At 52.7% G+C, this 11,845-nt stretch carries 12 protein-coding genes, 1 tRNA gene and 1 riboswitch; of the genes, 5 read left to right on the top strand and 8 right to left on the bottom strand.

Annotation, left to right across the window (positions count from 1 at the left end; translation table 11 throughout):
• Nucleotides 1–52: 52 nt before the first annotated feature.
• Nucleotides 53–550, bottom strand: a complete 498-nt coding sequence (locus F3H12_RS08485) for a hypothetical protein (RefSeq protein ID WP_149678916.1) — start codon at nt 548–550, stop codon at nt 53–55.
• Nucleotides 547–3,087 carry a DNA translocase FtsK gene (locus F3H12_RS08480; RefSeq protein WP_422822206.1) on the bottom strand — a complete coding sequence of 847 codons (2,541 nt, stop codon included), beginning with the start codon at nt 3,085–3,087 and terminating at the stop codon, nt 547–549. Before F3H12_RS08480 ends, F3H12_RS08485 begins: the two co-directional genes overlap by 4 nt.
• Nucleotides 3,088–3,272: 185 nt before the next feature.
• Nucleotides 3,273–3,449, top strand: a riboswitch (Lysine riboswitch).
• 101 nt (nt 3,450–3,550) lie between these two features.
• Between F3H12_RS08480 and dapA the strand changes: the two genes are divergently transcribed.
• Nucleotides 3,551–4,429: a 4-hydroxy-tetrahydrodipicolinate synthase gene (gene dapA / locus F3H12_RS08475; protein WP_149678915.1), complete on the top strand. Its 879-nt coding sequence runs from the start codon at nt 3,551–3,553 to the stop codon at nt 4,427–4,429.
• Between the two features lie 45 nt (nt 4,430–4,474).
• Nucleotides 4,475–5,233, top strand: a complete 759-nt coding sequence (dapB, locus tag F3H12_RS08470) for a 4-hydroxy-tetrahydrodipicolinate reductase (protein ID WP_149678914.1) — start codon at nt 4,475–4,477, stop codon at nt 5,231–5,233.
• A 107-nt stretch (nt 5,234–5,340) separates the two neighbouring features.
• On the opposite strand, the gene F3H12_RS08465 is transcribed toward dapB, so the two are convergent.
• Entirely contained in the window at nt 5,341–6,189 is an 849-nt protein-coding gene (locus F3H12_RS08465) for a YesL family protein (protein ID WP_149678913.1), read from the bottom strand.
• A 139-nt stretch (nt 6,190–6,328) separates the two neighbouring features.
• On the opposite strand from F3H12_RS08465, the gene F3H12_RS08460 reads away from it, so the two are divergent.
• The 3 genes from F3H12_RS08460 to F3H12_RS08450 all read left to right on the top strand — a co-directional run bounded on the left by F3H12_RS08460 (nt 6,329) and on the right by F3H12_RS08450 (nt 7,480).
• Nucleotides 6,329–6,811, top strand: a complete 483-nt coding sequence (locus F3H12_RS08460; protein WP_188118449.1) for an LURP-one-related/scramblase family protein — start codon at nt 6,329–6,331, stop codon at nt 6,809–6,811.
• 149 nt (nt 6,812–6,960) lie between these two features.
• Nucleotides 6,961–7,043, top strand: a tRNA-Leu gene (locus F3H12_RS08455).
• 101 nt (nt 7,044–7,144) lie between these two features.
• Entirely contained in the window at nt 7,145–7,480 is a 336-nt protein-coding gene (locus tag F3H12_RS08450; protein ID WP_149678911.1) for a DMT family protein, read from the top strand.
• 126 nt (nt 7,481–7,606) lie between these two features.
• Here F3H12_RS08450 and tlp read toward each other — a convergent pair whose 3' ends face one another.
• The 5 genes from tlp to F3H12_RS08425 form a co-directional block, all read right to left on the bottom strand.
• On the bottom strand, nt 7,607–7,843 hold the full coding sequence (tlp, locus tag F3H12_RS08445) for a small acid-soluble spore protein Tlp (RefSeq protein WP_149678910.1): 237 nt from the start codon (nt 7,841–7,843) through the stop codon (nt 7,607–7,609).
• Nucleotides 7,844–7,898: 55 nt separating this feature from the next.
• Nucleotides 7,899–8,366 carry a hypothetical protein gene (locus F3H12_RS08440; RefSeq protein WP_149678909.1) on the bottom strand — a complete coding sequence of 156 codons (468 nt, stop codon included), beginning with the start codon at nt 8,364–8,366 and terminating at the stop codon, nt 7,899–7,901.
• Between the two features lie 142 nt (nt 8,367–8,508).
• Nucleotides 8,509–9,648, bottom strand: a complete 1,140-nt coding sequence (locus F3H12_RS08435) for an AI-2E family transporter (protein WP_188118448.1) — start codon at nt 9,646–9,648, stop codon at nt 8,509–8,511.
• A gap of 77 nt (nt 9,649–9,725) precedes the next feature.
• A complete protein-coding gene (lysA, locus tag F3H12_RS08430; protein WP_149678907.1) occupies nt 9,726–10,970 on the bottom strand; it encodes a diaminopimelate decarboxylase in 1,245 nt (414 codons plus the stop codon).
• Nucleotides 10,967–11,644, bottom strand: a complete 678-nt coding sequence (locus F3H12_RS08425) for a TrmB family transcriptional regulator (RefSeq protein ID WP_243133239.1) — start codon at nt 11,642–11,644, stop codon at nt 10,967–10,969. Before F3H12_RS08425 ends, lysA begins: the two co-directional genes overlap by 4 nt.
• Nucleotides 11,645–11,845: the final 201 nt, after the last annotated feature.

Here is an 11,845-nt window from a genome sequence, read left to right as displayed (position 1 = left end):
GACATAGTAAATAAATGTAAAATATGGAAATTTAAAGAAAGGAGAATCTAACTTAGAAAAGCTGAAAAATTGTCTTGACAATGGGGGGCATTATAAACTGGTTTTTAAGCGGCTTGTCCTTGATGGAAAGGAAGGCCGAAACCATTCCCTCGGAAGCCTCTTCGCCCCAGTCGATGGCCTCTGATACGAAATCCCCGTACTTTCCAGGACTTTCATCCCTGTCCAGCTTCTGGATCAGGGGGGAATCCACCCCGCTGTCCCTGATCCTGCGCTTCATGCCAAGATAATCATACAGCACAAAGACTGCCGGAAGAATCACGCCCAGCAGGATCAGACCGATTTCAAAAAAAGGCACCAGGATGGTCCTGTTGATGAAGGCAAGGATCCCGGCAGTCAGCATGCAAAGCTGAAGCATGAGAACGGCAGCGGTCATGACGGTCATGCGCCTGACAAACCTTATGCCCATATAGGCGGTCATGAGCAGGATCAAAATGTCCGTAAAGGCCAGCATCACGTTGTAGTCTCCGGGTATATTCGCATAAAGGTTCATGCCTTTTCCCCCGTTTGGTTGAACATTTGGTTATTCATTTTCATCTCTTCCCAGCGCTCCCGGGAAATCAGGACCCTTCTGGGCTTGCTCCCCTCGTAGCCGCTGATGATGTTCCGCTCGGCCATCTGGTCGATGATCCTGCCGGCCCGGGCATATCCCACCTTGAACTTTCGCTGGATGAAGGAAACAGAAGCCTGTCCGCACTCGATGACCGCTTCAATGGCCTGGGGCAGGATTTCATCGCATTCGTCCGGAGTTTCATCCTCATCGCCGGCGGAATCTTCGTTGATATTTTCCAGGATCTCCTCGTCATAGAGCGCCCGCATCTGGTTCTTGACAAAATCGACGACCATTTCCACCTCTTTATCCGATACAAAGGCGCCCTTCACACGGATGGGCTTCGGGACGCCCACCGGGTAGTAGAGCATGTCGCCCTTGCCCAGCAGCTTTTCCGCGCCGGCCATATCCAGGATGGTCCTGGAATCCACCTGGGAGGAAACCGCAAAGGCGATGCGGGAAGGGATATTGGCCTTGATGACGCCCGTGATGACGTTGACCGAGGGACGCTGGGTGGCTATTACCAGGTGCATGCCGGCTGCCCGTGCCATCTGGGCCAACCTGCATATGGAATCCTCCACGTCATGAGGAGCCACCATCATCAGGTCGGCCAGCTCGTCGATGATGATGACGATCTGCGGAAGTTTCTGGCCTTCCCCGGTTTCCTCGACAGATGCGTTATAGCCCAAAAGATCCCGGACACCGCGTTCGGCAAACATCTTGTAGCGGGTGGTCATCTCGGAAACCGCCCATCGCAGGGCGCCCGCCGCCTTGTTGGGATCGGTCACCACAGGGATGAGTAAATGAGGTATCCCGTTGTAAACGCCCAGTTCGACCACCTTGGGATCGATCATGAGCAGACGGACTTCTTCCGGGGTTGCCTTATACAACAGGCTGATGATGATGGAGTTGATGCATACGCTCTTACCCGAACCGGTGGCGCCCGCTATCAGGATATGGGGCATTTTGGCAAGATCCACCACCGTATTCTCTCCCGTGATATCCTTACCCAGCGCCACAGCCAGCCTGGACTGATGGTTCATGAACTCGGGTGATTCCAGGACGCTGCGAAGGCTGATGGGGGCTACTTCCCTGTTGGGAATCTCGACACCGATGGCGGCTTTCCCGGGTATGGGCGCCTCTATACGGACGCCGGAAGCCGCCAGGTTGAGGGCGATATCATCGGTCAGGTTGACGATACGGCTGACCTTGATGCCGGGGGCCGGCTGCACTTCGTAGCGCGTAAAGGCCGGACCCACCGATACGTTGATCACCTTGGCCCCTATACCAAAACTCTCCAGCGTGGTTTCCAGCTTTCTGGCGTTTTCCGCTGCGCTGGCCCGGATCTGTTTCATGCTCTTCTCGCTTTCTTTTGAGCGGTTCAGCAGTTCCAGCGGCGGAAAGACATATTGGCCTTTGGGCTCGGTGGACGGCATATCCATGGCTGGTTCATCCGTGTGCGCCATTGCCTGTGCAGCAGCCTGCAAGTCTTCGGAAACCGTATTTGCCACATCTTCCTGCGGAACCGCTTTTCTTCGGGAATTCTGTTTTGGGGCGGCTGCAGGCTTTTCCGGCGGCAGCTCCACAGGCATGGGCGCCATGACGGGTTCCTCGCTCATTGTCAGGTTCCAGTCGGCCTGCTCCGGGGTTACGGCCGCCAAAGACTCCTCCGGCTCATCCCGCCTGACTTCATGGAGCGGGAAATCCACAATCTTGGCACGCCTTCCCTCCCGGAGCGGTGTCAACATCGGGGCGTCCGCGGTTTCATCGTTATATTCCTCCCGCAGGCTTTTTTCCACAGCCCGGTCGGTCCTCTTTTTCCGGACAGCCTCCACTACGCCGTTGATGGCCTCCGTGGTTCCCCGGTAAACGCCCCTGGCCGCATCGGTCAGGGACAGCCTTGTCAGGAGCATGGCTGAGATAATGGAAAGGGTGATGAGGATGATCATGGTTCCCAGCTTCTTGAACACGAAAAGCAGCGGGACGCCGATGATACCGCCAATCACGCCTCCCGAAGCCACGAAACCATCCACACCCTTCCCGATGGCACGGATACCTTCATAATAGAAGGTGCTGATATACTGGCCCACATTCATATTCTGGTAATAGATAATCTCGTGAAGTCCCGCCTGCAAAAGGGCCGCAACCAGCGATACCAGTATCAGCGCCAGCGTGAATTTCCTGGCTCTTGAGGCGGTCCTGGGTTTGAATATGGTGACAATGCCGTAGATGAACGTCATGGCAGGAAGGATATAGCCCATGAGGCCGAAAAGGCCGCCCGTCAACCTGCCAAGGATTTCTCCGAAAGGTCCGGCGGCACCGTTAAAATAAATGCTGAGCATCATGATTATGCCTGTGACAGCGATCAGAAGCCCGCTCACTTCTTCCTTCAGTCGGCTGTTGCCCGTTGGGGTCTGCTTTTTCGCTGCCGTTTTTCCTCTGCTGCTTTTTGTTCTCTTTTGTACCTTTTTTGGAGCCACTTCATTACCTCCGGTTTCCAGCCTATTATCCCATTAAACTATACCATAATAAAATGTTCTTTGACAACGGACCCAAATCATGATATGATTTACGATAACCTACATAGCATTCTTGCGTGCGTATGGGTTGGACATTTGTCAAAACCTGCGCGGGGTATGGAATGAAACGATAAAACTGAATATAATCTATAGATAGAGGCGCATTTTCTAAGAGTAATCCGGGCAAGGGCGGCGGGCCCGATGACCCCGGACGAAAGGAGAAAATGCCGAAGGGGCATGATTCCGTCCGGTCTGCTGCCTGGTTGTATGGTTAAGAGCCATGCGACTGTCGCTGGTATATACAGTGGAGAGCTATCGGTAGATCTTTATATACTTGCTTTATGCAAAGGTATATGCTGCCGTTAACTTAACGACAGCTTTTTTAGTCTGGAGACCTATCTTGCGGAAGAAAGGAGTGCGTGTTATGAAGAAGCCGTTATTCGTTGGTTCCTGTGTTGCGCTTGTTACACCTTTCACTGAGAATGGGGTTGATTATGGCAAACTTGAGGAACTGATTGAGTGGCAGATCAAGGAAGGCACCGACGCCATTTTGATTTGCGGCACCACCGGCGAGGCTTCCACCATGCCGGACGAGGAACATATGGAGGTTTTGCGTTTTGCGGCTGAACGCATCAAGAACCGGGTACATATCATGATGGGCGCCGGCAGCAACGATACGCGCCACGCCATCAAGCTGAGCCAATACTGTGAAAGCATTGGCGCCGATTCCATACTCACCGTTACACCCTACTACAACAAAACCACCCAGGAAGGTTTGTACCAGCATTTCAAGGCCATCGCCGAAAGCGTGAACATCCCCGTCGTCCTCTACAACGTCCCGTCAAGGACCAACCTCAATATCAATCCGTCCACCTTAAAGCGCCTTTCCGAGATCCCCAATATTGTGGCCGTAAAGGAATGCAATCTGCTGCAGGTGGCAGAAACAGCCTATCTTTGCGGTGACGAACTCATTCAGTACTCGGGCGAGGACGGCAATGTAGTTCCCCTGCTGGCCATGGGCGGCAAGGGTGTGATTTCGGTTGCCGCCAACATCATTCCGGCCGATATGCACAGGATGGTAAAGGCCTTTATGGATGGCGACCTGGAGACCGCCAGGAAGATGCAGATCAGGATGGAACCGCTGGTCAAGGCATTGTTCTGCGAGACCAACCCCATCCCGGTAAAAGCGGCCATGAACCTGATGGGCATGAACGTGGGACGCTGCCGCCTGCCCCTGGTGGACATCAGCCCGCAGGGCATGGAGACGCTGAAGAAGGCCATGAAGGAGTACGGTCTGATATAGCGGTTTGCCTGTTATTTTATCTGATATCTGCCGGAGGTTGATAAAATGATTAATATACTGCTCAATGGCTGCAACGGCAAAATGGGCCAGCACATCACCCAGTGCGCCAGGTTTCGTGAAGATCTCACCATCGTAGCCGGATTGGACATCCGTCCCAACGAGAACGCGCCATACCCGGTTTACACCAACGCAGCCAATATCAAAGAGAAATTCGACCTGATCGTCGATTTTTCCCACCCCAGCGCCCTGAACACCATACTGGGCCTCGCGCTGGAAAGGAAGACGCCCATCGTCATAGCCACCACGGGACTTACCGACGAACACAAGGCGATGATCGAGAAAGCTTCGAAGGAAATACCTGTTCTGCTGTCGGCCAACATGTCGCTGGGCATCAACCTGCTGATCCAGTTGGTCAAAAAGGCCGCACAAATCCTCTATGGCTCTTTCGATATCGAAATTATCGAAAAGCACCATAATCAGAAGGTCGACGCCCCGAGCGGCACAGCCCTCGCCATTGCGGACGCCATCAATGCGGCCATTGCGCCGAACCATCTGAAATATGTTTATGACAGGCATTCCAGCAATCAGAAACGCACAAGGGATGAGATAGGTCTGCATGCCATTCGCGGCGGTACCATCGTGGGTGAACATTCGGTCATCTTTGCCGGTAACGATGAGATCATCGAGATCAAGCATACCGCCCTGTCCAAGAACCTGCTGGCGGAAGGGGCTCTCAAGTCGGCCGTCTTCCTGTACGGAAAAGAGCCCGGTCTTTACAGGATGCAGGATATCTTCAATTTCTGAGCGCCGTAAACAACACTGAAAAGGGGCCGCCTCAAACGAGGAACAGGCCCCTTTGTTTGTCTGCAGCATCAGCCCGTCAGAGTTCCGCAATGCAGGCAGGCATTCAATCAGCCGCCCTGCTTCGGTTTGTTCAGGTATTTGTCCATGGCAGGATTGATCATGAAGTTGATGACAAGTCCCGGCAGGGTGAATCCAAGGGCAAGATAATAGACATAGATCAGCGCCAGAACAATGCTGCTGGATGTGGCGGAGAAAACCAGGGAGGGCCCGATCACCAGCAGGAAGCACAGGATAAGCACCGCCAGGTTGGGAACGAAACGGGCCAGGGCGAACAAAACGGCGTTCTTGTATATATCCCGGAGCCTCAGCCTGTAGGTGACCATCATGGGATAGATGTACAGGGATGCCATGAGAAACAGGATGAACACCATGATCATCAGGCCGTTGGCGACCGAAAACAGCGCATTGCCGCCCGATACCTGCGGATAGAGATATAAGTCCATGATCAGGAAGAGCAGGATGAAAAGGTTGATCAGGCTGGCAAAGATGCCCTGTTTCAGATTCTCCTTCATCTTATCCTTGAAATCCGACCAGTCGAAAGTGGGCATCTCATAGGAATAGCAGCGCAGCAGATAGGTCAGGCCTGCCTGAGCCGGTCCCACGGTTATCAGGGGAACCGCCATGAAGAACATGACGGTCGGAAAGCCGCTGTACAGCACCAGCAGGCTGAATTCCTCCGCTGAATTGCCGGCTTCCGGCATGAACAGCATCACCAGAAAGGTGCACAGGAAGTAGGATATGATGATTGCGGGGAGATTGAAGAGAATAAACATGAAATTGAGGGTGATCAGCTTCCAGAACTTTCTGGTAAACACCCCGAAGAAAACATTCAGACGGCTCCTGTTATCCTCGTATTTTTCTCCCGGCGCCCTTTCGAAAATGGGTTCATCGGCCATTCAACACACCTCTGACTTATTTTTTCTGCACAAAACAGTTTTATTATATCATAACAGGGCCCCTGCGCGGATATATTTATGCACATGGCAGTGTTGCCTGTGATAGAATATTATCATACTGTTCATACGGAGGATGCTCATGGTTCTTTACATCAGGCAGAAGGTATTTACTCTGGGTGACAAATACCATGTCTACAACGAAAACCTCCAGCCCGTATTCACCGTGCAGGGAAGGCTCTTTTCCCTGGGCGCCAAAATCCATGTATATGACATGACCGGGCAGGAATTGTACTTTATCAGCCAGAAGCTGTTCAGGTTTCTTCCCGAATACCATATTTACACCGGGGATCTTTTGTGCGCCATCATTAAAAAGGAGTTCACCTTCTTCAGGCCCAGGCTTTCCATCCAGAGCCAGTACGGGGACTACACCATCGAAGGTAATCTTTTCGGCATGGATTTTGCCATCTTTCATGATGGTCAGCCGGTGGGCGAAATCCATAAGAAATGGTTTTCCTTCGGGGACAGTTATGAACTGATTGTTCACGATCCGAACAACGCCGCCTTTTTCAGCACCCTGGTCATCGCCATCGATCACTGCCTGCATAACGAGGACAGGCGCTGAAGCATGAAAATCCTGTCCGGACTGGCCGGACAGCCCGATTTACCGGCGGGCTTTTGAATTTTCTTCTGTACAAGCAGATTTTTGTATTGACACGGCCCACGGTTGCTTGTATAATAAGTCTTGCGTCAAAACGACACCCAAACGGATATGCGGTCGTGGTGGAATTGGCAGACACGTACGTTTGAGGGGCGTATGCGCGAGCGTACCGGTTCAAGTCCGGTCGACCGCACCAGAATGAAACCCATCCTGTGGATGGGTTTTTTACATGCCCATATTGAGGCAGCCAACGTGCACAATACGCAGCAACCAATCATGATACTATCGGAGGAAAATATGTGGACCGTCGTTTTGCTTATTCTGTCCAACATCTTTATGACCTATGCCTGGTACGGACACCTGAAAAACACCCACACCAACACGCCCCTGATTCTGGTCATTCTGATGAGCTGGGGCATTGCATTCTTTGAATACTGCCTCCAGGTGCCGGCCAACCGGATGGGATACAGGATCTTTACGGCCACCCAGCTGAAGATCATCCAGGAATGCATATCTCTGACGGTTTTCGTGGTCTTTGCAGTTTTGTATCTCAAGGAGACCATTCGCTGGAACTACATCGTTTCCTTTGCGTTTATCGCCCTGGCGGTTTTTTTCGCTTTCAAGAAATTCTGAAAGCAAGTCCGGCCGGTCTTTGAACGGGGGGCCTTTGCCCTGTCCTGCAAAATGGAGCCCATGAGATGCGAAAAGCGGTTTCTGCAAGGCTTCCCTGCAGAAACCGCCCGTGGGTATGAACAGGCTTTATTGATATCCTCTTTCCCTGTCCAGCGCCTCTTCCCGGATCTCCCTGCGCATGGCCTCCAGCGACATGGCGCGTCTTTCGTTCTTTTCCTTGAGATCCTTCTTGCTCTTGGAACCATCCTCCATCAGGGCCATCATGTCCTCGGCCTTCCGCATGTTTTTTACGGTGTTGTCGATGGTTTCCTGAATGCGTTCCACATTGTCGCTTCTATCGTCGGGTTTATGCTTTGATGCCATGGTTCCCGGTCGCCTCCGCTGCTCGTTTTTTTCTCCATTAGTATGAGGCGCGGGTTCAGTTTGTATGCCTTTCAATTTTTTCTATGATCGGATTCTGACCCTCTCTTTCGCGATAATGGATCCGTACCATATCACCTGTTTTCAGACCAAGGGCGTCAAAGTTTTCCCTGAGCGCCTCGCTGAGCTGGAAGCTTCTAAGCCCGTCATCCTCCAGTTCCAGCTCGATGAAATTGACGTCCATTCTGCCTCTGTACCTGCCCGTGCCGATGCGTCGATCATCTCCCTGCGCCGCGCCCGGGCTCTCAGCCTTTCCGCCATTTGCCCTGCCATCATACACGCCTGCTGCATTGCCTGCCCGATAGTCCTCCGCTTTTTCGGGGCCATCCTCCGGCAAAACCGGTGCCGCCCCTTCGTCGCGCGTTTTGACCAAATCAGCCCGGATTTGGGTTCCGGTGCTTACCAGGTAGGCCACCAGGCACAATACGAGAACAATCATGAGAATAAACGCGATTCTGGCTTTCATGTCAAAACCCTCCGTCAGGTTTCATTCCCGGGATTCATCTCCATGGCACCCGGTACGATGTTTCTTTGCCATCCCAGGATCTGCCCATGCTGGCCCGCATGCCCGATAACTGGTCTTTTTCGTGCCGGCGAAGCGTCGTCGATTATGGTTCGATGACTATATCCTTCTTTCGGAGCCTGTTGTGGGTGAGTTTCCGTACGATGGTCCAGATCACAGCAAAGGCCGGTATTCCGGCTATGGTACCTACAATACCGAACAGGCTGCCCCCCAGGAGGAGCGCAAACAGGATCCAGATACCTCCCAGCCCGATGGAACGACCTACAACCCTCGGGTAGATCAGGATGTTATCCAGTTCCTGGATAACCACAAGCAGAATGACAAAGAGCAGCGCTTTTTCCGGTACCACCAGCAGAACGATGATAAAGCTCAGGATTGAACCCAAAAGCGGGCCGATAATGGGGAAGAGACCCATAACGCCCAGTATCATGCTCAGCAGAAAGGCGTTGGGAATGCCCAGGACAACCGTTCCCGAAAAGGAGATCGCGCCCACAATCAGCGCGTTGATGATCATGCCGGAAAAATAGCCTTTGAAAGTGCGGTTAGCCACAACACAAATATCCACCAACCGGTTGCAGAACCTTTTGGGCAGCCAGGCATAGAGCAGTTTTCTCAGGATGAGCAGGAGCTTTTCCTTGTTGGCCAGCATATAAATGGAAATCAGTATGCCAGTGGCCATGTTGAGGATGAACCCGGTAAAATTCTTCGTGAAGGCAAAGACGCGCGGAAAGATGCTGGAAATGAACTGCCCGGCCCTTGTCACCATCTCGTTCCAGTTCAGGGAGATGTTCTTCCAGAATCCCCCCTTGAGGCCCAGATCATCGATGGTCTTGTTCAGGAAGCGCTCCACATCGGCCACATATTCGGGCATATTGGCCGCGATATTGGACACGCTGGATGACAGCTGGGGTATGGCCAGGACCATCCATGCCACAACAATGATCACCAGCGTCAGAAAGACGCAGAGAATGGACAGGGGCCTTTTCAGCCTTCGCACAAGAAAGGTTTTGCTCCTGTCCATAAAGGAAAAAAGCCTTTCAAAAAGGCGCATCAGCAGGTTGAGCACATAGGCAATGGCGATGCCGTAAAGAAAAGGACTGATAAGCCCGATCACCTTCCCTGCAAAGGCCAGTATTCCCTCCAGGTGCCATAGAACCATAAACAGCACGATGGCATATGTGATCTGTATCAGTCCCGTTTTTGCTTTTTTTATCTCGTCAACCATGCACATCCTTCACCCAAGACAGATTTTTGATCTCTATCTTGAGCAGAAGCGCAGAAAAATATGCTCAGGCCGTCGGTTTAAAAATTGTATCCCGCCAGCAGGTCCTCAAAGGTGTCCCTTCTGCGGATAAGCCTTATGTCCCCGCTTTGGGTGAGCAGCACTTCGGCGGGACGCAGTCTCTGGTTGTAGTTGGAAGCCATGGTGTAACCATAGGAACCGGCGTCCAGAACCCCTATGATATCCCCTTCCTTCAATTCCGGCATGGGCCGATCTTTCGCCAGGATATCGCCGGTTTCGCAGATATTCCCCACAATGGTCACCTTCTCGCCGTCGGGGTCGGAAACCATCCTTCCTCCCCTGATGGCCACGATCTCATGGTAGGAATCATAGAGGATGGGCCGCATCAGTACATTAAAGCCCACATCGGTCCCGATGTATTTGGTGTCATAATTGGTCTTCACCGCATGCACCGTACCGAGTATGGCGCCGCATTCGGCAAAGGGATAGCGGCCGGGCTCTATCCTGAACTTCAGATCGCTGCCGTATTTCTCCCTGAACTCCAGGAGCAGCGGGGCGAGCTGCTCAGCCAGCGCCTTAAGGTCCAGGCGCTGTTCGCCGTGGAACTTCCGGTAGGGAATGCCGAAACCGCCGCCGAAATCAACAAATTCCAGATTCTCAAACCGGGCAGCGATACGCAGCAGGGCCTTTACGCTTTCAAGGTAGGGTTTCCCGTCCAGGAAAAGAGAACCGATATGCTGGTTGATGCCCACAATCCTCAGACCGTATTTTTTTGCTATGGCTTTTGCATCCTCAACCAGGTCTTCCTGGATCCCAAACTTGGTCTTTTTGCCTGCTGTGACTACCTTTTCGTGATGTCCGGCACCAGAACCGGGATTGAATCTCAGTGCCACCCGTCCGTCCGGGTTAATCCTGCCCAGCGTTTCCAGCTGGGACAGGGAGTCCACACTGATCAGGATGTTTCTGTCCAGCGCATACTGCATCTCTTCCGCCGACACGTTATTGCACACATAGAAGATCTGCGAAGGCTCGAAGCCCGCCTTTTCCAGCAGAAAAATCTCTCCCGGAGACATGGCGTCGGCATCCATGCCCTCCTCCCGCACGATTTTCAGAAGGTGCAGGTTGGAATTTGCCTTTATGGAGCAACTGACCCCAAACCAGGGATACGGCAGCAGGTTAACCATATCCCTGATCCGCTCCCTGAGCGTTTTTTCATCATAAACATAGAGCGGGCTTCCGTACTCCTTCAGCAAAGCCTCTGCATCGATTCGGTTCAGAAAATGGTTCTCCATCAAATGGTTCATGGGCTGCGACCTCCATAGCTTGATAGTTGTATTTCGTTTTTAAGAGAATCCTTGATGAGTTCCACAAGCGGCCTGTTCCTGGAATAGAGGCAGCTGTCGTCATCAAGGCCCGCCAGTTCACCTGTCAGCACCTGGGTTGAATCCACGATGATTCGGATGGGACCGGGCTTTTTCTGAATCGTGTAGACGATGGCTCCCTCCAGTTCAACGCCGGCCGAAGTGATGGCCACCACCTTCAGGCCGCGTTGGACGGCATCCAGCAGCTCTTCCCGCACATAAGCTATTTCTTTTTCGGACAGGGATACATAAACCCTCTCCCTGGCCTGCCTGATCATGTTCTTCATCTTGTCCACGATATGCCTGAACCCCGTTATGGTGATATAAGGTTCGTGCTGCGGTTTTCCTCTCGGACATTCCCGCTTTATCTGCTCCAGCACATTCTTCATGTACTCCAGCACGTTGCTGCAGTATTCTTCCACCGGAACAGCCACATAGCGTTGAACCGGACCTTCTATCACATAGGCGCCGCCCTTGTCGGCCAGGCTGGCCAGGGCCTGATAGGCATTTGCCCGGGGAATTCCGGTAGCCTTGGCGGCTTCATACCCGTTCATCTCCCCTTCCCGGCACAGAGCGATATACAGTTCCGATTCATGGCGTGTAAGCCCGGTTTTCATCAAACACTCCACCAGCGTCACGACCATAGCCCCTTTTGGTAGTTTTAATAACTACCACTCATTAAAACATGATCCCCTCGCCTTGTCAAGCGGATGTCATCATCCGGCAGGGCGATCCCCGAAACGGGCAAGCCGTCCGAGTTCAGGCGCAGGCAAATGAAAAAGCCGCACACCCCTCAGGGCATGCAGCCTTTTGCATTG

Source organism: Thermoclostridium caenicola (genome assembly GCF_900142095.1).
GTDB classification, from domain to species: domain Bacteria; phylum Bacillota; class Clostridia; order DSM-8532; family DSM-8532; genus Thermoclostridium_A; species Thermoclostridium_A caenicola.
This window is presented reverse-complemented; position numbering and strand designations above follow the sequence as displayed.

Excerpts from the sequence above, each read along its gene's own strand:
- F3H12_RS08440 (WP_149678909.1), bottom strand. The coding sequence starts at position 8,366 with ATGAAAGCCAGAATCGCGTTTATTCTCATGATTGTTCTCGTATTGTGC.
- F3H12_RS08435 (WP_188118448.1), bottom strand. The coding sequence starts at position 9,648 with ATGGTTGACGAGATAAAAAAAGCAAAAACGGGACTGATACAGATCACA.
- F3H12_RS08485 (WP_149678916.1), bottom strand. The coding sequence starts at position 550 with ATGAACCTTTATGCGAATATACCCGGAGACTACAACGTGATGCTGGCC.
- F3H12_RS08460 (WP_188118449.1), top strand. The coding sequence starts at position 6,329 with ATGGTTCTTTACATCAGGCAGAAGGTATTTACTCTGGGTGACAAATAC.
- F3H12_RS08465 (WP_149678913.1), bottom strand. The coding sequence starts at position 6,189 with ATGGCCGATGAACCCATTTTCGAAAGGGCGCCGGGAGAAAAATACGAG.
- lysA (WP_149678907.1), bottom strand. The coding sequence starts at position 10,970 with ATGAACCATTTGATGGAGAACCATTTTCTGAACCGAATCGATGCAGAG.
- F3H12_RS08425 (WP_243133239.1), bottom strand. The coding sequence starts at position 11,644 with ATGAAAACCGGGCTTACACGCCATGAATCGGAACTGTATATCGCTCTG.
- tlp (WP_149678910.1), bottom strand. The coding sequence starts at position 7,843 with ATGGCATCAAAGCATAAACCCGACGATAGAAGCGACAATGTGGAACGC.
- F3H12_RS08450 (WP_149678911.1), top strand. The coding sequence starts at position 7,145 with ATGTGGACCGTCGTTTTGCTTATTCTGTCCAACATCTTTATGACCTAT.
- dapB (WP_149678914.1), top strand. The coding sequence starts at position 4,475 with ATGATTAATATACTGCTCAATGGCTGCAACGGCAAAATGGGCCAGCAC.
- dapA (WP_149678915.1), top strand. The coding sequence starts at position 3,551 with ATGAAGAAGCCGTTATTCGTTGGTTCCTGTGTTGCGCTTGTTACACCT.